Source organism: Streptomyces sp. NPDC000410 (genome assembly GCF_040300305.1).
Taxonomy (GTDB): Bacteria; Actinomycetota; Actinomycetes; order Streptomycetales; family Streptomycetaceae; genus Streptomyces.
In genome coordinates this window covers 89,271-109,740 of sequence record NZ_JBEPDM010000002.1, presented here as the reverse complement: position 1 = coordinate 109,740, position 20,470 = coordinate 89,271, and the positions used below count along the sequence as shown (strand labels likewise).

The following is a 20,470-nucleotide window of genomic DNA, read 5'->3' as shown; positions in this document are numbered from 1 at the left end:
GGCTTTTCGATGCACCGCAAACATATGGAGAGTTACTCTCTTTCGGTAAGTACGCACTTTGGAGTGCGTACGGCACCCGGAGGTACGACCCATGGCGACCATGACAGCGGCCGAGCGCCGGGCCGACGCCCGCGACGCGTACGACGCGTTCCTGAAGGAGTGCCCCACCAGCCAGTTGCTCGCGCGGATCAGCGACAAGTGGGTCAGTCTCGTCGTGAGCGCGCTCGGCGCGGAGGAGCGGATGCGCTACAGCGACCTCGGCCGCAGGATCCCGGGCGTCAGCCAGAAGATGCTGACCCAGACGCTGCGTTCGCTGGAGCGGGACGGGATCGTCGCGCGGTCCGTCACGGCCTCGGTGCCCGTGCGTGTCGACTACGAGCTGACGGCGCTCGGGCGGAGTCTCAGTGCCCTGCTCTCCGCGGTGAAGGACTGGGCGGAGAACCATTTCGACGAGGTGCACGAGGCCCGGCACCGATACGACGCGGCGGCGCTCGCGGCGGGAGCTTGAGCAACAGCGAAAGGGCGAGCAGCGGGAGTACGGGGACGACGGACACCCGGACCGTGGAAGGTGCCGATGCGGCGGCTGTCCGCGTTGTGGCGCGCGGGCGCGGCGCGGCGGCCGGCGATCCGTGAGGCGGTACGGACCCTTCGCGAGCTCTGGCCGGAGGTCTCGGCGGCCTGATGTGAGGCGGGCAGGGCCTCATGGCCGGCGATACCAGGGCCACCGGCGCCACCGGGCTCTCGGGGAATCGGCGAGTCGGGGAACCGGCGGGTCGGCGGGTCGGCGGGTCGGCGGGTCGGCGGGTCGATCCGTGGCTCGGGGAACCCCTGGCGATCCGGCGGCGTCCAACGGCCGTTCTGTCGGTGAGTCTCCGCAGAGCGGTGTCGGCCCTCGCTGCTGGCTGCGAGGGTCGGCTCCCCTCTCCAGCCGCCTGCGGCCGGCAGCGCACACCGCCACCGGTGCGCCCCCTCCCGAGCGCCGGTGGCGGACCCGCCCCGGCCTCGCGGAGGGGCCCGGCCCGCAGTCCCCGCACTCACATCCTCCGCGCCCGTCACGGACGCATCCCGGATGCATCCCTTGACCGGCAGTTACTTTCCGGATATGCGTGTCTCCTTGGAAGTTTCCTTCACGGAAGGAGCACCGGTGCACGATCGGATCACCCCCTCCCAGGGCATCTCCCCACGCACCTCCAGACGCACTTTCCTCGCCGCGACCGCCGCGACCGCCGCGACCGCCGTGACCGCTGCCGGAGCGGCGGCCGGTGCCCTCGCCCCGACGGCGGCATTCGCCCATGCCGATGGCCGTGACCGGCTCAAGCGGCTCATCTCACGGATGAGCCTGGAGGAGAAGGTCGGCCAGCTCTTCGTGATGCGGGTGTACGGGCACTCCGCCACCGCACCCGACCAGGCCGACATCGATGCCAACCTGAAGGAGATCGGCGTCCGCACCGCCGCCGAGCTGATCGAGCGGTACCACGTGGGCGGGATCATCTACTTCGCCTGGGCGCACAACACCCGCGAGCCGCACCAGATCGCCGATCTGTCCAACGGCATCCAGCGGGCCGGACTGGCCCAGCCCACCCCTCTCCCCCTGCTCATCTCCACCGACCAGGAGCACGGCATCGTCGCCCGCGTCGGCAAGCCCGCCACCCTCGTTCCCGGGGCGATGGCGCTGGGCGCGGGCGGGTCGCGCCCGGCCGCGCGCGAGGCGGCCGCGATCGCGGGCGCCGAGCTCGCCGCGATGGGCATCGTCCAGAACTACGCGCCGGTCGCCGATGTCAACGTCAACCCCGCCAACCCGGTCATCGGCGTACGGTCCTTCGGCTCCGACCCGCAGGCGGTCGCCGGGCTCGTCGCCGCCCAGGTGCGCGGCTACCAGAGGGCGGGCATCGCCTCGACCTCCAAGCACTTCCCGGGGCACGGCGACACCAAGGACGACAGCCACTTCTCCCTGCCCACCATCCACCACACCCGCGAGCAGTGGGGACAGCTGGACGCGCCACCGTTCCGGGCGGCGATCGCCGCCGGGATCGACTCGATCATGACCGCCCACATCGTCGTGCCGGCGCTCGACCCGAGCCTGGACCCGGCGACCCTCTCCCGTCCCATCCTCACCGGCATCCTGCGCGAGCAGCTCGGTTACGACGGCGTCGTCGTCACCGACTCCCTCGGCATGGCGGGCGTACGGCAGAAGTACGGCGACGACCGCGTCCCGGTTCTCGCGCTCAAGGCCGGGTGCGACCAGCTGCTCAATCCGCCGCACCTGGCCATCGCCTGGAACGCGGTCCTCCAGGCCGTCAAGTCCGGCGAGCTGACCGAACAGCGCATCGACGAATCGATCCTCCGGATCCTGCTCCTGAAGGCGAAACTCGGACTGTTCCGCGAGCCGTTCGTCTCGCACGAGGGTGTGGACCGGACCGTCGGCACCCGAAAGCACCTCGCTGCCGCCGACCGGATCGCCGAGGAGACCACCACCCTGCTCGCCAACGAGAAAGGACTGCTGCCGCTGTCCCGCCGCCGGCATCCCGACGTCCTGGTCGTCGGCGCCGACCCGGCCTCGCCCTCCGGCACGACCGGACCGCCGACCACGACAATCGCCGCCGCCTTCACCGAACTCGGCTACACCGCGACGGCCCTGTCCACCGGGATCACCCCGACCGCGGCCAAGATCGAGCAGGCCGTGGCGGCGGCGGCCGGAAAGGACGTCGTCGTCGTCGGCACGTACAACGTCTCGGCGACCAGCCCGCAGCGCACCCTCGTGTCCCGCCTCGCCGCGACCGGCGTCCCCGTCGTGACCGTCGCCATCCGCAATCCGTACGACATCGCCCAGCTGACCGGCACCGGCTTCACCGCCTCACTCGCCACGTACAGCTGGACGGATGTCGAACTGCGGGCGGCCGTGCGCGTGATCGCGGGCCGCGCCGAGCCGGAGGGCAGGCTGCCGGTGCCGGTCCAGCGCGCCGACGATCCGGCGCAGGTGCTGTACCCGCTCGGTTACGGGCTGACGTATTAAGGCGTAGTGCGGCGTACGCCGCGCGCTACCGGCGCACCACCCCCACAAGGCGGAAAGCTCCCTGTTCCCCTGGCGTGCCCGCGCTCCGGCAGGTCACGCTGGACGGACAGATCGGGGGGATTCATGTCCGTAAGCGGCCGTATGCGGCGGTTGGGTGTGGGGGTGGTGTGCGCGCTCGTCATCGGCGGCGGATCCGGATGCCAGCCGTCGCCGAGGACCGAAAGCACCGGCAGCAGCTCCGAAGGGCGTCCGCGGACCGTGCTGCCGTCCGGGTACGGGGCGGTGTTCCTCGGCCCCGGCGACTGCAGCAGCCGGGGCGACGGCGGGGCCGTACGCGAAGTGCCGTGCGGCAGCGAGAAGGCGACCGCCCGGGTGATCGCGCGGTTCAACGGGCGGATCGCGGACGGGCCCGCCTGTCCGGCCGCCACCGACTTCGTCCTGCACATCTCGGAGCGCAGACCGGCGGTCGACGAGGACGGCGACGGAGCGGTACCGCAAGGCTATGCCTGCATGCGCAATCTGGAGCCGCCGCATCCGGGCGACCCGGGCGGGGGCGGCGGGCCCCACACGGTCGTCGGCGACTGCGTCTACACCTCGCGCAAGGGCCAGGTGAAGGAGACCGCCTGCGACGGTTCGGGCGAGCAGCAGCCCGAGTTCGAGGTGGCGTCCGCCGTGACCACGCGGAAGAAGTGCCCGGGATCGACTGATCTGTACGTCCAGTTGGGCGGGGCACGGCCGGTGGGCTGCGCCCGCCGCACATAGCCCCACACCGCAACGCCCACCGCTGAGAAAACACACACCGCTGAGAAGACACACACCGCTGACAAGGCGCACACAGCTGCGCCCGCCGCGTGTAAGGCACACACGGCGGGCGCAGTCGCAGCACGCGGTCAGGACGAGCGCATCACGCGGAAGCAGCGGGCCTTACGGCCGCAGCGTGAACGGCTCGCGCTCGATGTCCTGCTTGTCGAGCTTCGCGTCGAAGCGCGTCAGCGGCTTCGCCAGCTCCGGGTTCTGCTGGACGGCAGCCGGTGCGACGCCCGCCCACGCGAGAATCCGCGCGGTCGCCTGCGCACGCTCGGACTCGGACAGGCCCGCGACGTTGGCGCCGTGGTTCGCACCGGCGGCGGTGAAGACGTGGGCGTCACGCGAGCCCTTGCCGGGGCGGAAGCGCTCCGCGCCCCACGGGTCGTTCTCGCCGTAGACCCACATCGAGCGCGTCGCGTTGTGCCGCACCCAGGTGTCGATGTCCCGCATCGCGTTGCGGTCGAACTTGCCCATCGGGATCTCACGGGGCACGTACGCGCGCGGCGTGAAGTAGCCGGGGTAGCGCAGCAGATCGGCCAGCTGCGGCTGGCGCAGCGTGGGAGCGCCGAGCTGGGTGCCCGCCTGGAAGTAGTACGGAGCGTACGGTTCCACGCCCTGGTCGATGTAGGACCCGAAGCCGGAGATCGCGTCCAGCGAGTCGTAGATCTCCTGGTCGGTGGCGGTCGCGGCGACCGGGATGGACTCGCAGTCGGCGAGCAGGCTGTACTGCCAGAAGGCCCAGGCGTAGTCGGACACGAGGCTCTCGTACGCCTTGTCGAGCGAGCCGATGGTGTGGAAGGTGCCGCCTTCCGCCGTGGCCCATTCCTGGTACTTGGCGGTGAGCGCGCCGCGCCGCTTGCCGAGCGCCTCGCGCTGGACGGCGGTCAGCTTGTCGCGGCACTCCTTGGTGCCGACGTTCTCGAAGAAGCGGTCGTACGCGGCGTCCTCACGGTCGTTGACGTCGTTCGGGGCGACGTAGGCGACGATGCCGTCCATGTCGCGCGGGTAGAAGCGTTCGTAGTACGTCGCCGTCATCCCGCCCTTGGAGATGCCGGTGGCGATCCACTTCTTCGTGTAGATCGACTTCAGCGCGGCGAAGATGCGGTGCTGGTCGCTCGCGGCCTGCCAGATGTCGAGCTTGGTCCAGTCGGCGGGCTGCGGGCGGGACGGGGTGAAGAATCGGTACTCCATGTCGACCTGGTTGCCGTCGACGATCTGCGTGGGTTCGCGGCGGCGCGGGTTGGTGCCCACGTTGTAGCCGCTGGTGTAGAAGACGGTCGGGCGGGCCGTGTCCTTGTGCAGCAGGGTGATGCGCTGCTGGAACGTGCCCTTGGACGGGCGCCGGTGGTCGACCGGCTGGGTGTAGTTGAGGACGAAGTAGCGGTAGCCGGGGTACGGCTTCTCCTCGATCAGGCTCATCCCGGGGATCGCGAGGATCCGGTCCTTGATGTCGGTGGACGCTTCCGGTGAGCTGGTGCCTGATGCCCTGTCGGCGGGCGGCTCGGCGGCGGTGGCCGCGCTCGCCGTCCCACCCGCCGTGCCTATGAGCACGACGAGCGACAGCAGCCATCTCAGCGTTTTGCGCATGCACCCTCCCCTTGATTCACAACGGTCGCCGTGAACCTAGCGGGGGTAACACACGTACCGCCAGACCTCGTTGGATCAGCGGGAGTACGTCAGCACAGGATCCAGCCGGTCGAGACGCTCCTGCCGCCGACGGAACCCGTGACGCGGACGCACCTGTTGAGGGCGTGCACGGTGACCGGTCCCGCCTGCTGGGTGAAGCGGCCCTTGTCCACGGCCGCGCGCCCGCCGCGCGGCTGGAGGGAGACCGACATGTACCGCGTGGTGCCCGGCTGCTTGGTCGCGGTGAGCGCGCACACGTACTGACGGCTCTTGTAGACGCGCAGCTCTCCCGTCGCGAACGACACCGACTTGACCGGGCGTCCGGAACACACGGACGCGGCCTCCGCACGCTGCGACGCCCATGGCCCGGCCAGCAACAGGGCGAACGCCGCCCCAAGCGCTCCGATGCCGCGCGGTATCAGCAGTTTCCCGAACACCCTTGCTCCCCTCCGACACCAGAGCGTACTGACATACGACGCAGCGGAGAGCCGGATGGTTGCCGGAAGACCCCTCGAACGCCCCCCGGCGCCCCCTGACCCCCCGCTCCCGGCGACCCCTCGCCTCCGCCCCCGGCGCCCCGCCTGTCGCTCCTCGCGCCTCACTCCCCCGCTCTCCGCGCCCCGCGCCCCCCTTCGAAGGGCCTACGCGGGCGTCGGCGTCTCCTCGCCGATGAACGTCCGCCACAACGCGGCGTACCGCCCGCCCCGCGCCAGCAGCTCGTCGTGCGTACCGTCCTCGGCGACCCGTCCGCCGTCCATCACCACCACCCGGTCGGCGCGCGCGGCGGTGCTGAGCCGGTGCGCGACGACCAGCGTCGTACGGCGCCCGGTCAACCGGTCGGTGGCCTGGTTGACCTGCGCCTCGGTGGCCAGGTCCAGCGCGGCGGTGGCCTCGTCCAGCAGCAGCACGTCCGGAGCGACGAGCTCCGCCCGCGCCAGGGCGATGAGCTGGCGCTGACCGGCCGACAGATTGCGGCCGCGCTCGGCGACCTCGTGCAGGTAGCCGTCCTCCAGCGTCGCGATCATGTCGTGCGCGCCGACCGCGCGGGCGGCCGCCTCCACCTCGGCGTCGCTCGCCCCGGGGCGCCCGTACGCGATGGCGTCGCGGACCGTGCCGGGGAAGAGGTACGCCTCCTGCGGGACGACACCCAGCCGGTGCCGGTACGCCGTGAGGTCCAGGTCGCGCAGATCGGTGCCGTCGGCGGTGACCCGCCCGCTCGTCGGGTCGTAGAACCGCGCCACCAGCTTGACCAGCGTCGACTTGCCCGCGCCCGTCTCCCCCACGAAGGCGACCGTCTGCCCGGCCGGGATCCGCAGGTCGATGCCGCTGAGGGCCTCCTCCGAGTCGCCGTACGAGAACGACACGTCCTCGAAGGCGATCTCGCCGCGCAGCGCCGGCACGTCCAGCGGCTTGGCGGCCTGCGCCGTCGACGTGGGCTCCCGCAGCAGCTCCTGGATGCGGCCCAGCGACACCGTCGCCTGCTGGTAACCGTCGAAGACCTGCGACAGCTGCTGCACGGGCGCGAAGAACAGATCGATGTAGAGGAGGTACGCGACCAGCGCGCCCGTGGTGAGCGTCCCCGCCTCGATCCGCCCGGCGCCGACGATGAGCACCGCCGCGACCGCCACCGAGGAGAGCAGCTGCACGAACGGGAAGTAGACCGAGATCAGCCACTGGCCGCGCACCCGCGCGTCCAGGTAGGCGTGGCTGCGCTCCACGAACCGGCCGTACCCCGCGCGCTCCCTCCGGAACGCCTGCACGATCCGCAGTCCGGCGACCGACTCCTGGAGGTCGGCGTTGACGACGCTGATCCGTTCGCGGGCCAGTTCGTACGCCTTCACCGACTGACGGCGGAAGAAGACGGTCCCGATGATCAGCACCGGCAGGGTCGCGAAGACCACCAGCGCGAGCTCCACGTCGAGCACGACCAGCGCGACCATGATGCCGAAGAACGTGACGACCGAGACGAAGGCGGTGACCAGACCCGTCTGGAGGAAGGTGGACAGGGCGTCCACATCCGTCGTCATCCGGGTCATGATCCGGCCGGTGAGCTCGCGCTCGTAGTAGTCCAGTCCGAGCCGCTGTAGCTGGGCGAAGATCTTCAGCCGCAGCGAGTAGAGGATGCGCTCGCCGGTGCGCCCGGTCATCCGGGTCTCACCGATCTGCGCCGCCCACTGCACCACGACCGTGACCAGCGCCAGCCCGGACGCCGCCCACACCGCACCGAGCGCCATCCGCTCGACACCGTCGTCGATGCCGTGCCGGATCAGGATCGGCAGCAGCAGACCCATGCCCGCGTCGACCGCGACCAGCAGCAGGCTGACCAGCAGCGGCAGGCCGAAGCCGCGCAGCAGCCTGCGCAGGCCGTACGACTCCTCGGGCGTCACCGCCCCCGCCTCGTCGATCCCCGGGGTGTCCGTGGCCGGCGGCAGCGCGGCGACCTGCGCGAGCAGCTCGGGCGTGGCCCCGGCCGCCGCGTCCTCCTCGGCCTCCTCCTTGCGGACCCAGAGCGGGGGCGTGATGCCGCGCTCGGCGTCGAACTCGGCGTCGAGTTCGTCGCGTACGGTGCGGTCCTCGGGGATCTCGACGGGGAGGGGGCGCCCGGGGGACACGCCGCCCAGCTCGTCGGGGTCGGTGAGCAGCCGCCGGTAGAGGGCGGAGCGCTCCTCCAGCTCCTCGTGCGTGCCGATGTCGGCGAGCCGGCCCCCGTCGAGGACGGCGATCCGGTCGGCGAGGCCGAGCGTGGAGCGGCGGTGGGCGATCAGCAGCGTGGTCCGCCCGGCCATCACGCCGCGCAGCGCCTCGTGGATCTCGTGCTCGACGCGCGCGTCGACGGCGGAGGTGGCGTCGTCCAGGAGCAGCAGCCGGGGGTCGGCGAGGATCGCGCGGGCGAGCGCGACGCGCTGGCGCTGGCCGCCGGAGAGGGTGAGGCCGTGCTCGCCGACCTTGGTGTCGTAGCCGTCGGGCAGCTCGGCGATGAAACGGTCGGCCTGCGCGGTGCGCGCGGCCTGGACGATCTCCTCGTCCGTCGCGCCGGGCTTCCCGTACGCGATGTTCGCGCGGACGGTGTCGGAGAAGAGGAAGCTGTCCTCCGGTACGAGGCCGATGGCGGCCCGCAGCGAGTCCAGGGTCAGCTCGCGGACGTCGTGGCCGCCGACGAGGACGGCGCCGTGCGTGACGTCGTAGAAGCGGGGCAGCAGCAGCGAGACGGTGGACTTGCCGCTTCCGGAGGAGCCGACGACGGCCACGGTCTCACCGGCCCGGATGGCGAGCGAGAAGCCGTCGAGAACGGGCTGCGCCGCGTCGCCGTACCCGAAGCCGACGTCGTCGAACTCGACGGTCGCGGGGGCGTCGGCGGGCAGCTCCCTGGTGCCGTCCTTCATGGTCGGCTCGGTGTCGATCAGCTCCAGGACCCGCTCCACACCGGCCCTGGCCTGCTGCCCGACGGTGAGCACCATGGCGAGCATCCGGACCGGTCCGACCAACTGGGCGAGATACGTCGAGAAGGCGACGAACGTACCGAGCGTGATCTGCCCGCGCGTGGCCAGCCAGCCGCCGAGCGCCAGCATCGCGACCTGACCGAGGGCGGGCACGGCCTGGAGGGCGGGGGTGTACTTGGCGTTCAGCCGGATCGTGCGCAGCCGGCCCGCGAAGAGCCTGCGGCCGACCTCCCGGAGCTTCCCGGTCTCCTGCTCCTCCTGCCCGAAGCCCTTGACGACGCGGACCCCGGAGACGGCCCCGTCGACGACGCCCGCGACGGCGGCGGCCTGCTGCTGGGCGTACCAGGTGGCGGGGTGCAGCTTCACGCGGCTGCGCTTGGCGATGAACCAGAGGGCCGGGGCGACGCCGAGGACGACCAGGGTCAGCGGCAGCGACAGCCAGGCCATGACGCCGAGCGAGATGAAGAAGAGCAGGAAGTTCCCGATCGTCATCGGGAGCATGAAGAGCAGACCCTGGATGAGCTGGAGGTCGCTGGTGGCGCGGCCGACGACCTGGCCGGTGGACAGCTCGTCCTGGCGTCGGCCGTCGAGCCGGGTGATCGTCCCGTACATCTCGGTACGGAGATCGTGCTGGACGTCGAGGGCGAGGCGGCCGCCGTAGTAGCGGCGTATGTACGTGAGGACGTAGACGACGACCGCGGCGGCTATCAGCAGGCCGGTCCAGACGGCCAGTGACCGGCTGTGATCGCCGATGACGTCATCGATGACGACCTTGGTGATCAGCGGAACGAAGGCCATCACGGCCATACCGGCGAGGGACGAGCCGAGCGCGAGCACGACATTGCGCCGGTACCGCCACGCGTATCCGGCAAGCCGTCGTGCCCACGTCTGTTTTCCCGCCGCCGCCACTGGTGCCTCCCGGCTCCGGATTTCGGTCCTGATCTACCGGAAGGCACCAACGCGGGCGCGGGCGGATTTCATCCCGCCGCAACAAAGTACGGTCCGAGGTCCTAGGACCTCATGACCTCATGGCCTCACGGGCCTCAGTACGCCGGGCCGCGCTCCGGCACCGGGACCGTGGCCTCCTGCGGGGCGGCGGGCGGCGTGATCACGGAGTTCAGCGGCGCCGTCGGGTTGAGGTGCTTGTGCACGGCGCGGGCGACGGCCTGGATGGTGTTCACGCCGTCGGTCATCGTCTTGTTGTCGTGCGTCAGGACGGTGATCGTGTAGTTCTTCGAGGTCCCGGTGAAGGCGCCGATGCTGTGCACCCGCCAGCCGTGGGTGGCCCGGGACAGCCAGCCGTTCTTGACGTGCACCTTCACGGTGGTGGGCGCGCCGGCGGGGGTGCCCCAGCGCTGCGACGAGACGACGGTGTTCATCAGCTGCAGGATGTAGCTCCGCGAGGCGTCCGTCAGCAGCCCGTTCTTCACCGTGATGCGCGCCAGCAGCTTCTGCTGGTCGTACGCGGTGATCTGGGTGAGCCCCCAGTAGCCGCCGGAACCGGGGACGGTCTTGGTCATGCCCGCGGCCCGGAGGAAGGCCTGGATCTTGGTCATGCCGAGCTGACGCCACAGCGCGCTGGTCGCCGCGTTGTCCGACTGGGTGATCATGGCCTTGGCGCGGGACTTCTCGGTGGCCGTCAGGGAGCGGCCGGTCTTCTGCGCGTCGAACAGGAGGGCGGCGAGCACGGTCACCTTGACCACACTGGCCGAGTCGAACCGCTGCTCAGGCCGCAGCGAACAACTCGTCCCGCCGATCCGGTCGTTGACGAGGATGGCCGTCGTCGAGGCGCGGCCCGCGAGGGCGGCGTTGATGTCCTTGGCGAGCGCGGCGGCGACACCCGGCTTGAGCGAGGTGCAGGTCGCGGCGGTGGTCGCGGCGGTGGCGGGCGCCGCCGACAGGGCGGTCGGCGCGAGCACACCCACGGCGAGGGCCACACCGAGAGCGCCGCGTCCGCGGCGGCGGGATACGCGGTGGGAATGGGAGTGGTGAGTCACGCATCGGAAGACTCACCGGATGATGAAAAGTTGTACGGAAAATCGTACGGGCGTGGGCACGGTCGTGTGACGGTGCCCACGCCCGCGGACGGCAGGCCGGGAGGCCCGGCTCGGAGGCGTGACTCAGCGGTGCACCTCAGGGACGCACCCAGCGGCACGCCTCAGGGACACGCCTCAGAGATGCGTCGGCGCGAACATCCTCAGCAGCGCGGGCAGGACGACGACCGAAGGACCGGGCTCGTGGAGGGCCTTGGCCAGATCCTCGCTCAGCGACTCGACGGACGTACGGACGGCGGGCACCCCGAAGGACTCGGCGAGCGCGACGAAGTCCGGGCGGGACAGCTCGGTCGCCGTCGCCTCCCCGAAGGCGTCCGTCATGTACTCGCGCAGGATGCCGTAGCCGCCGTCGTCGACGATCAGCCAGGTCACCGGCAGGTTGTACTGCTTCGCCGTCGCCAGCTCCGCGATCGAGTACATCGCGCCGCCGTCGCCGGAGACCGCGAGCACCGGCTTCGTACGGTCCGCCGCGGCGGCGCCCAGCGCGGCGGGGAAGCCGTAGCCGAGGCCGCCGGCGCCCTGTGCGGAGTGCATCGTGTTCGGCCGCCTGGCGTCGAAGGCGGACCAGGCCCAGTAGGCGAGGATCGTCATGTCCCAGAAGCTCGGCGCGCTGTCCGGCAGGGCCTCGCGGACCGCCGCCAGCACCTCCTGCTCCAGGGTGAGGTCCTGGCCGTCGATCCGCTCCCGTACCTTCGCCAGCAGCGCCCGGACCCGCTCGGCGGCCGACGGGTCGCGCCTCTCCTCTACCGTCTCCAGCAGCGCGGAAAGGGCCGTACGGGCATCGGCGTGGATGCCGAGCCCGGCGTGGTTGGACTCCAGCTTGCCGAGGTCCGCCTCGATCTGGACGACCCGGCCTCGCGGCGCGAACGTGTGGTAGTTCGAGGAGAGTTCACCGAGTCCGGAGCCGACGACCAGCAGGACGTCGGCGTCCTCCAGGAAGTCGGTGGTGTGCCGGTCCTCCAGCCACGACTGCATCGACAGCGGGTGCTCCCACGGGAAGGCACCCTTGCCGCCGAAGGTCGTGACGACCGGGATGTCCAGCTTCTCGGCCAGCGCCAGCAGCTTGCCGGACGCGTCGGAGCGGACGACTCCGCCACCCGCGATGATCGCCGGGCGCTCGGCGTTCTGCAGCAGATGCGCGGCGACGGCGGTCAGTTCGGGGCGCGGGACCAGGTCGTGCGGGGTGGCGTCCATGGCCGTGACGACCGGCAGGCCGGTCTCGGCCAGCAGCACGTCCTGCGGGATCTCCACCCAGACCGGCCCGTGCGGGGCGGTCAGCGCGGACTCCCAGGCGGCGGCGATCGCCGAGGGGATCTGCGAGGCGTGCCGGACGGTGTGCACGGATTTGACGATGTCGCGGAACGACGCCTTCTGGTCACGCAGTTCGTGCAGATAGCCGTGCCGGCCGCCACCGAGCCCGGCGGTCGGCACCTGGCTGGAGATCGCCAGCACGGGCGCGCTGGCCGCGGCGGCCTCCTGCAGGGCGGCGAGCGAGGTCAGCGCGCCGGGTCCGGTGGAGAGCAGCAGCGGGGCGGCTTCCCCGGTGATACGGCCGTACGCGTCCGCCGCGAAGCCCGCGTTGTTCTCGACGCGCAGGCCGACGTACGCGAGGTCGGAGCGGCGCAGCGCGTCGAACATGCCGAGCGCGTGCTGGCCGGGCAGTCCGAAGACGGTGGTCGCACCGAGGCCCTGCAGCGTCTCGACGACGAGGTCACCGCCGTTACGCCCGGCGGGCGGGTTGAGGGCGGCCCGCGTCTGCTGCTCCGTGGGCCGCAGTACGAGGTCGTGGTCGTGGGTCACTTGTCCGTCCTCGACGCCGCGATCTGGCGGGACATGATCGTGGTCAGCTCGTACGCGGTGTGCGACGCCGCGACCGACGTGATCTCGGCGTGGTCGTAGGCCGGGGCGACCTCGACGACGTCGGCGGAGACCAGGTTGCAGGAGGCGAGCCCGCGCAGGATCTCCAGCAGCTCGCGCGAGGTGATGCCGCCCGCCTCGGGTGTGCCGGTGCCGGGCGCGTGCGCCGGGTCGAGCACGTCGATGTCGATGGAGATGTACAGCGGGCGGTCACCGATGCGCTGGCGCAGCTGGTCGGCGACCTCGTCGGCGCCGCGTCGGTAGACGTCGGCCGAGGTGACGATGCCGAAGCCCATCTTCTCGTCGTCGGTGAGGTCCTGCTTGCCGTACAGCGGCCCGCGCGTACCGACGTGGGAGAGCGCCTCGGTGTCGAGGATGCCCTCCTCGACGGCCCGGCGGAACGGCGTGCCGTGCGTGTACTCGGCACCGAAGTACGTGTCCCAGGTGTCCAGGTGCGCGTCGAAGTGCAGCAGCGCCACCGGGCCGTGCTTCTTGGCGACCGACCGCAGCAGCGGCAGCGCGATCGTGTGGTCGCCGCCCAGCGTCATCATGCGGGCGCCGGTGCCGAGCAGATCGTCGGCCGCGGCCTCGATCGTCTCGACGGCCTCGTTGATGTTGAACGGGTTGGCGGCGATGTCACCGGCGTCCGCGACCTGGGCGAGCGCGAAGGGCGAGGCGTCCTGGGCCGGGTTGTACGGCCGCAGGAGCCTCGACGCCTCACGGATGGCGTTGCCGCCGAAGCGCGCGCCGGGACGGTACGAGACCCCGGCGTCGAAGGGCACGCCGACGACGGCGACATCGGTGCTGCCGACCTCGTCGAGCCGGGGCAGCCGGGCGAACGTCGCGGGTCCGGCGTACCGCGGGATGCGGGACGAGTCGATGGGGCCGCGAGGCGTCTCGTTGCTGCTCATGCCTATGCCTACTTCCTACGCTTTTCCTACGATTCGCAGTCGTATGACTGTATCGGGCTTCAGTGGGTGGCCGGGACCGATTCCGCGGCCGGTTCCTGGGCGCCCTCGGGGCCGCGGCCCGCGAGGCGCTCGCGCCAGTTGGCCAGGATCGCCTCGTCGGTGGGCGGGGTGGCCAGCGAGACGACGACGTACGTGACGAGCGAGGCCAGCAGACCGTACTTGATCGGCTCGGTGGCGAGGATGCCGTACGCGGCCATCAGACCCACCACGGCCAGTCCGCCGACGGCGACCGAGGCGAGCGCGCCGTGCACCGTGCCGCGCCGCCACAGCAGTCCGCCGAGGATCGGGACCAGCAGTCCGCCGACGAGCAGGTTGTACGCGACGGTCAGCGCCTCGATCACGTTGTTGAGCGCGATCGCGATCAGGATCACCCCGACACCCATCACCAGGATGAACGCCCGGTTGCCCTTCACCTCGTCGTGGTCGACGTCGTCGCCGCTCGTGCGGGAGGCACCTCGCAGCCGCTGCCAGATGTCGTTGTTGGCGACGGTGGCGCAGGCGATCAGCGCGCCGGAGGAGGTCGACATCACCGCGGCGAGCGCGGCGGCCAGGACCAGACCCCGCACACCCATGGGGAGCTCGGCCTTGACGATGGTGGCGAAGGCGTCGTCCGCACTGGCGAGGTTCGGGAAGAGGACCTTCGCCGCCGTACCGATGACGGCACCGGCGAGGGCGTAGACGAGACAGTACGTACCGGCGACCGTGCCGCCCCAGCGGGCGACCTTGTCGTTGCGGGCGGTGAAGACCCGCTGCCAGATGTCCTGGCCGATCAGCATGCCGAAGGTGTAGATCAGCACGTACGTGAAGATCGTCTCGCCGCCGATGCCGAGCGGGGCGAAGTAGTCGGCCGGCAGCTGGGCCTTCATCTCGGCGAAGCCGCCCGCCTTGATCACGGCGATGGGCAGCAGCAGGATCAGCACACCGATCGTCTTGACGACGAACTGCACCATGTCGGTGAGGGTGATCGACCACATGCCGCCGAGCGTCGAGTACGCGACGACGATCGAGCCGCCGAGGATGATCGCGAGCGTCCGGTTCATGTCGAAGAGGACGTCGAAGATCGTGGCGTACGCGATGGTCGAGGTGACCGCGAGCATCAGGGTGTAGGCCCACATCACGATGCCGGTGATCAGGCCGGCCCGGCCGCCGTAACGCAGGTCGAGCATGTCGGAGACGGTGTAGACCTTCAGCCGGGCGATGCGCGCGGAGAAGAAGACCGAGAGCGCGAGGAGCCCGAGGCCGATGGTGAAGACCATCCAGGCGCCGGAGAGTCCGTGCTTGTAGCCGAGGCCGACGCCACCGATGGTGGACGCGCCGCCGAGGACAATGGCCGCCATCGTGCCGGAGTACATGAAGGGCCCGAGCCTGCGGCCCGCCACGAGGAACTCGCTCTTGGACTTGGCGCGGCGCATGCCCCACCAGCCCATGGCCAGCATGCCGGCCAGATAGACGGCGATCACTGCGTAGTCGACGGCCATGGGGGCCTCCTTCGCTCACTCTCGGTGGCGTGTCGTGCGGGGATGTGAGGGGACGCAGCAGCTCTTGTGCGGGGACATACGCCCGTACCCGCGGCCGCTGGATGGGACGACCATAGGTGGCCGAAAAGCGACGAAGAAGTGTACGTTTCCTCCATCCTGGAAGACGCGACGGGATGGATCGTCCACCATGCCGGACCCCACCGCCTCCACCACCCCCGCCGGGCGCACCGGGCCCACCGGGCCCACCGGACCGCCCGCTCAGCCGATCCGGCTGGCCGCGCTGCTGGCCCGTGAGGACCTCGGCCTGCGCCGTGTGGCGGGTCCTGAGGACGTCGACATCCAGTGGGTGCACACCTCGGAGATGGCCGACCCGTACCCGTATCTGCTCGGCGGTGAGCTGCTGCTCACGGCGGGCGTGCAGCTGACCGATCCGGACATGGACCGGTACGCCGCCCGGGTGGCCGAGGCGGGCGGCGCGGCGATCGGCTTCGGCGTGGCTCCGGTGTACGACACCGTCCCGGCCGCGCTCGTGGCGGCCTGCGAACGCCACCACCTCCCGCTGCTCGAAGTGCCGCCGCAGACCCCGTTCACGGCGATCGCCCGCGCGGTCTGGCGCCTCATGGCCCAGGCCCGCCTCCAGGAGCTGCGCCGCGTGACCGAGGCCCAGCAGGGCCTGGCGTCCGCGGCGGCCCGCCCCGACCCGGTCCCGGCGGTGATGCAACAGCTGGCGTCCCGGCTGGGCGGCTGGACGGTCCTGCTGGCCCCGGACGGCTCGGCCCTCCACATGGCGGGACGTACGCCGTCACGCGAGGTGCGGGTGGCGCTGGCGCGGCTGGCGACGGTGGTACGGCCGACGGCGGTGGAGGAGGAATCCGACACGGCGGGCGGGCGAGGGGAGGGGGCGGCGGGCACGGCAGGCACCGCGGGCTCGCGGGGGGCGGGGGGCACGGCGGGGACAGCCGGAGGCACGGGGACGGGCAGAAGCGCGGGGCCCGCCGGAAGCACAGGCACAGCCACAGGGACCGCCGGAAGCGCCGCGCGGCGACCGCCCGCCACCGCCAGTGACAGCGCCGCCGGGCTGGGCCTCACCGCGTACGCGCTCGGCGGCGGCGAGGGCCTGGTCCTCGGGATCGCCGCCGAGGGGCGGGAGCCCGGGGACCACACGATCGCGGGCGTCGCGGTCGTCCTGCTGTCGCTGCTCACGGCCCCGCACCAGGGCGCCGACGCCACCGGCCGCTCCGCAGCCCTCGTACGCCTCCTCCTGGGCGGGGACCCCGCCGACGTCGCCCCGGCGCTCGGCCCTGGCCCCTGGACCGTGGTGCACGCCACCCGTCCCGGACTGCCCGACCGCATCGCGGCCTCATCACTGGGCGCGGCCCTGGGCAGCGAACTCGTGGACACGGACGGGGCGACCGTACGCGTCCTGCTCTCCGGCGACCGGCGCGTCGAGCCCCAGCCCGGCTGGACCCTCGGCGTGAGCGCCCCCGCCGCCCCGGACGCCCTGACCGCCGCCGACACCGCCGCCGCCCGCGCCCTGCGCCGCGCGGAGGCCACCCGCGAGCCCCTCGCCCGCCAGCGCGACGCGGGCCGACTCACCGAGCTGATCCCCCCGACCGACGCCGCCACCCACGCCCGCGCCCTCCTCGGCCCCGTCGCCGACTCCCCCGCGCTCACCGAGACCCTGCGCGTCTGGCTCTCGCTGCACGGCAGCTGGGACCGCACGGCCGTGGCCCTGGGCGTCCACCGCAACACCGTCCGCCAGCGGATCGCGCGCTGCGCGACGCTGCTGGGGGTGGACCTGGACGACGCGGACGTACGGATGGAGCTGTGGTTCGCGCTGCGCTACAGCTGACCCTCAGAACCCCATCGGGTCGGGGTGCGGGGTGAGGCTCCGGTCGTCCGACCACACCAGGCGCGCTTCGAGGTCGTCACCGAGGAGTTCGGCCAGGCGGTCGGCGGCCCAGCCGTTCCAGAACACGGCTCCCGGCCATTCCGGGATGCGAAAAGCGGGCAGGTCGTAGGGCAGAGCGTCCTGCTGGAAGACCACCTGCTTGATGTGCCCCGTCGCTTTCCTCGGCTTCGAGGACCGCCGCGCGTCGAGGCAGTCCACGACCGCCTCGACCGCGTAGAGAAGGAACTCACCGGCGTCCGCGTCGTCGGTCCGGACGGGGACGAACCTGCCGGCCGCCGTCAGGTCGTCGTGGAGAGCGTCCACGAGCCGACGGCTGAGCACTGGGGCACTGGGGTACCCAGCGGGGAACTCGGTCACGCGCAGTACTGGATTTCCGATCCACTCCGCCGTGATCTCCTCGGGGCAGTCCTCGGAACGACCGCTGCGCTGCCAGCGATTGACCTTGGTCAGCGAGAGGTCGACCAGATAGAGCGTACGGAACTCCCTGAGAGCGGAAAGCAGTCGGTACACCCGACGGGGACTTGCACTTGTGTCAGCCATCGTTACGCCGTCCAGACAGCATTGGGACCTGGTTTGCCGGTTTTGAGCTCGTCTTCGACCGCTCGGCCGATGGCGCGCAACTCACTGCGGAGCTCGCTTCGGGTCCCTCTCGCACCCCTACCGCTGTCTGTCATGTCCCTCACCAGATCCTGCAGGTGATTGTCGAGCCGGAGGAGAAACACGCCACGGTGAGTGTGGTTGCGGGGCGTCGAATGATTCAGACGCGCCCGCGTCACCGTGCTTCCCCGGTTCCGTGGAAAGCCCACGACTCCCGGGCCCGAAGGCTGTCGCCACGCACCAAGTCCCTTGCTCCACAGCCGTGTTGGAATACCCACATGGCTTCTCCCGCTGACGGAACCACGACCCGGGACCCGGACGAGCCCGCACGCCACCTCCGCGCCGAGATCGAGCGGCTACGAGACGAGGCGACGCGCCACAAGACACTCGCCCACCGCCGGGCCGAGTTCTGGGCCAAGGCCCACGTCGCTCTCGGCTTCCCCGCCGCCCTGCTCGCCGGGACCTCAGGAGCGGCCGGCCTGGCCACGGCGGACGCGCGCATCCCCGCGGCGCTGCTCGCCCTGGCCTCCGCCGGGTTCGCGGCGGGGGCGGGCTTCCTCCGGAGCGACACCAGATGCAGGGCCAACAAACGCGCGCGGCACGCATGGGCCGCGGTCGAGGGCAGAGCCACGGTGGCGCTGGCACGCGAGCGTGTCACCCCCGAGGACCTCGGCGAGCTGATGACACACCGCCAGGCGGCACTGGCCTCCTACGACAGCGAGGACTCACCACCGGGCCCGCAGCCACTCGGCCCGGGATGAGCACGCCTGGCCGACGGCAGCCCGCCGCGCCACCCGTTCGCGTACACCGCCCCGTTCGGCGCGATCGACCGCGCCGCCCGCCCGCCGAGCGGGAGGCCGCCGTCGCTCAGCCCGCCGCCAGCGCCTCCTCGGCGGCCTCCAGTTCCTCCTCCGGGTCCACCATCCGGGACAGCACGTCCAGGTCATCCCGGCTGTAGCGCACCCGCACGTCGTCCCACCAGTTCTCGGCGGCCACGCGCAGCAGCTCCACGGCCTCCGCATGGCGTCCGAGCCGGTTCAGAACGAGGCCGTAGTAGCCCGCCGTCTCGGTTCCGAACGCCTCCTCGCGGCCGTCTTCCCATGCCTTGCGGAGGTACGGCTCAGCCTCCTCGTACCCGCCGCGCTGGGCGATCGCCTTGCCCGCGAACATCGCGTGCAGCGCGCTGCCGTCGGCGGCCGCGCGGATGTACCACCGTTCGGCCTCCTGGTAGTCCTTGTGGTAGTCGGAGAGCCAGCCCATGTCGCTGCAGGCGTCGTGGTCCCCGGCCTCCGCGGCGATCCGCTTCCAGTGGTCGCGCCGCACGGGCTCGCCCAGGTCGCGGTAGAGCCACCCGAGATCGGCCGCTGCCGCCGCGTCGCCGGCGAGCGCCGCGGGTTCGTGCCGGGGGACCATCCAGCGCGCCGCCGCCCCACCCCACTCGTAGAGCATCTTCCCGTACGCGTACGACGCCTGGAGGTCCCCCGCTTCTGCCCGCTCCCGCAGTTCCGGCAGCCGGCGCAGGTCCTGCTCGTGCGGCACCTCGTCCTCCTCGCGGAGCCGGGCGATCTTGGCGAGGCGTTCGGCGACGGACTCGTCGTCGGGGTCGAGCTCGCTCAGCAAGGCCTCCGCCTCGTCGAGCCGGCGCTGCCGCCTGTACAGGTCGGAGAGCAGCTTCCGCCCGGCCCGGTGCCCGGCGTCGACCGCGAGGGTGTACCAACGCTCGGCCTCGGCGAGTTCGCCGCGCTCCTCGTTGAACAGGCCCAGCAGGTAGGCAGCGCCGTTGTACCCCGTGGCGTGGGCGCGCAGGAGGAGTTCGCGGACCTCGGCCCAGCGGTCGTCGGCGTGCCACCGCTCGAGGAAGAGCGCGTGCTCGACGAGGGCCGACGGACTGAGCTGTCCGGCCCTGCGGAAGTACTCCCCGGCCTCGGCGGTCAGCCCGGGATAGTCCTTGAACTCCCGGTCCATCTCCCGCAGCGGCTCCAGCGCCTCCCACGCGGCCTCGCCGTCCTCGGCCGCCTCCGCCGCTTCGAGGTCCTCGGCGACCTGATCGAAGTCCTTGCGTATGCGCTCGAAGAGCTGCACCCACTCGAAGACCGCGATGTCCCCGATGTCCACGCCCTTCATCAGGAACTTCGCCGCCTCGGCCGGCTTCCCCTCGGCCGCGAGGAGCTTGCCCAGCTCGATCTTGCAGTCGAGCCGACCGCCCATGTCCCAGCCCTCCTGGAACCATCTTGGGGCCTCGGGGTCGCCGTTCTCCTGGAGCAGTACGGCCAGACCGTACGCGCAGCCGGAGTGGCGCTCGGCGGCGAGGCGGTAGAGCCGCTCGGCCTCGGCGCGGTCACCGCGGATCTTGCGGTAGCGGGCGAGCGTGTACGCGGAGAAGGCATCGCCCGCCTCGACCGCCCGCTCCCAGTACGGGATTCCCTCGTCGACCCGGCGGCCGAGCACGAAGAAGTCGGTGTGCCGGCGGGCGGTCTCCTCGTCACCCGCGAGGGCGGCGGCAACGAGGGCCTCACCACAGGCCTCGATGGTCTGCTGCTCGTTCTGTTGTGCCATGCGCGAGATCGTTTCATCTTGCCGGAACTCGGCCAACCGCAGGCCGCCTTTGGAACGGAGTTCACGGGCCGCGCGTCACGGCGAGCACCACGCCCGGCGCCACGCGGGTCGAGAATCAGGGTCAGCACCCTGCACGGGTCTCGGCGGTTCAGGCCGGAT

The 20,470-nt window shown here is 71.5% G+C and carries 14 protein-coding genes; 5 read left to right on the top strand and 9 right to left on the bottom strand.

Translation table 11 applies throughout. From position 1 onward, the window contains the following. Positions 1 to 91 precede the first annotated feature (91 nt). From ABT342_RS03925 to ABT342_RS03915, 3 genes are all read left to right on the top strand, one after another. On the top strand, positions 92 to 508 hold the full coding sequence (locus ABT342_RS03925) for a winged helix-turn-helix transcriptional regulator (RefSeq protein WP_351566589.1): 417 nt from the start codon (positions 92 to 94) through the stop codon (positions 506 to 508). Between the two features lie 666 nt (positions 509 to 1,174). Then, positions 1,175 to 3,013, top strand: a complete 1,839-nt coding sequence (locus ABT342_RS03920; RefSeq protein WP_351567282.1) for a glycoside hydrolase family 3 protein — start codon at positions 1,175 to 1,177, stop codon at positions 3,011 to 3,013. Between the two features lie 141 nt (positions 3,014 to 3,154). Next, entirely contained in the window at positions 3,155 to 3,775 is a 621-nt protein-coding gene (locus tag ABT342_RS03915; protein ID WP_502965463.1) for a hypothetical protein, read from the top strand. A gap of 162 nt (positions 3,776 to 3,937) precedes the next feature. On the opposite strand, the gene ABT342_RS03910 is transcribed toward ABT342_RS03915, so the two are convergent. The 7 genes from ABT342_RS03910 to ABT342_RS03880 form a co-directional block, all read right to left on the bottom strand. Then, positions 3,938 to 5,407 (bottom strand): serine protease, encoded by a 1,470-nt coding sequence (locus tag ABT342_RS03910; RefSeq protein WP_351566584.1) that lies wholly within the window; start codon positions 5,405 to 5,407, stop codon positions 3,938 to 3,940. 89 nt (positions 5,408 to 5,496) lie between these two features. Further along, a complete protein-coding gene (locus ABT342_RS03905) occupies positions 5,497 to 5,883 on the bottom strand; it encodes a hypothetical protein (protein ID WP_351566581.1) in 387 nt (128 codons plus the stop codon). Between the two features lie 204 nt (positions 5,884 to 6,087). Further along, positions 6,088 to 9,795 (bottom strand): ABC transporter ATP-binding protein, encoded by a 3,708-nt coding sequence (locus ABT342_RS03900; RefSeq protein ID WP_351566578.1) that lies wholly within the window; start codon positions 9,793 to 9,795, stop codon positions 6,088 to 6,090. A 134-nt stretch (positions 9,796 to 9,929) separates the two neighbouring features. Then, positions 9,930 to 10,823, bottom strand: a complete 894-nt coding sequence (locus ABT342_RS03895) for a serine hydrolase (RefSeq protein WP_351566576.1) — start codon at positions 10,821 to 10,823, stop codon at positions 9,930 to 9,932. Between the two features lie 234 nt (positions 10,824 to 11,057). Beyond that, a complete protein-coding gene (locus ABT342_RS03890) occupies positions 11,058 to 12,740 on the bottom strand; it encodes a thiamine pyrophosphate-binding protein (protein ID WP_351566573.1) in 1,683 nt (560 codons plus the stop codon). Further along, a complete protein-coding gene (speB, locus tag ABT342_RS03885) occupies positions 12,737 to 13,708 on the bottom strand; it encodes an agmatinase (protein WP_351566570.1) in 972 nt (323 codons plus the stop codon). The genes ABT342_RS03890 and speB overlap by 4 nt, the downstream gene beginning before the upstream one ends. Before the next feature lie 59 nt (positions 13,709 to 13,767). After that, positions 13,768 to 15,246, bottom strand: a complete 1,479-nt coding sequence (locus ABT342_RS03880) for a sodium:solute symporter family protein (RefSeq protein WP_351566567.1) — start codon at positions 15,244 to 15,246, stop codon at positions 13,768 to 13,770. Positions 15,247 to 15,433: 187 nt separating this feature from the next. Here ABT342_RS03880 and ABT342_RS03875 point away from each other — a divergent pair, with 187 nt between their 5' ends. Further along, on the top strand, positions 15,434 to 17,098 hold the full coding sequence (locus tag ABT342_RS03875; protein ID WP_351566564.1) for a PucR family transcriptional regulator ligand-binding domain-containing protein: 1,665 nt from the start codon (positions 15,434 to 15,436) through the stop codon (positions 17,096 to 17,098). Positions 17,099 to 17,101: 3 nt separating this feature from the next. Here ABT342_RS03875 and ABT342_RS03870 read toward each other — a convergent pair whose 3' ends face one another. Further along, positions 17,102 to 17,668, bottom strand: coding sequence for a hypothetical protein (locus ABT342_RS03870; protein WP_351566561.1), 567 nt, complete (start codon positions 17,666 to 17,668; stop codon positions 17,102 to 17,104). Positions 17,669 to 18,033: 365 nt separating this feature from the next. Here ABT342_RS03870 and ABT342_RS03865 point away from each other — a divergent pair, with 365 nt between their 5' ends. Further along, a complete protein-coding gene (locus ABT342_RS03865) occupies positions 18,034 to 18,516 on the top strand; it encodes a hypothetical protein (protein WP_351566558.1) in 483 nt (160 codons plus the stop codon). Between the two features lie 106 nt (positions 18,517 to 18,622). On the opposite strand, the gene ABT342_RS03860 is transcribed toward ABT342_RS03865, so the two are convergent. Next, positions 18,623 to 20,311 (bottom strand): tetratricopeptide repeat protein, encoded by a 1,689-nt coding sequence (locus ABT342_RS03860; RefSeq protein WP_351566555.1) that lies wholly within the window; start codon positions 20,309 to 20,311, stop codon positions 18,623 to 18,625. Between the last annotated feature and the right edge of the window lie 159 nt (positions 20,312 to 20,470).

Coding starts and splice junctions, on each gene's coding strand:
- ABT342_RS03910 (WP_351566584.1), bottom strand. CDS start 5,407: ATGCGCAAAACGCTGAGATGGCTGCTGTCGCTCGTCGTGCTCATAGGC.
- speB (WP_351566570.1), bottom strand. CDS start 13,708: ATGAGCAGCAACGAGACGCCTCGCGGCCCCATCGACTCGTCCCGCATC.
- ABT342_RS03915 (WP_502965463.1), top strand. CDS start 3,155: ATGCGGCGGTTGGGTGTGGGGGTGGTGTGCGCGCTCGTCATCGGCGGC.
- ABT342_RS03860 (WP_351566555.1), bottom strand. CDS start 20,311: ATGGCACAACAGAACGAGCAGCAGACCATCGAGGCCTGTGGTGAGGCC.
- ABT342_RS03875 (WP_351566564.1), top strand. CDS start 15,434: ATGCCGGACCCCACCGCCTCCACCACCCCCGCCGGGCGCACCGGGCCC.
- ABT342_RS03880 (WP_351566567.1), bottom strand. CDS start 15,246: ATGGCCGTCGACTACGCAGTGATCGCCGTCTATCTGGCCGGCATGCTG.
- ABT342_RS03865 (WP_351566558.1), top strand. CDS start 18,034: ATGGCTTCTCCCGCTGACGGAACCACGACCCGGGACCCGGACGAGCCC.
- ABT342_RS03925 (WP_351566589.1), top strand. CDS start 92: ATGGCGACCATGACAGCGGCCGAGCGCCGGGCCGACGCCCGCGACGCG.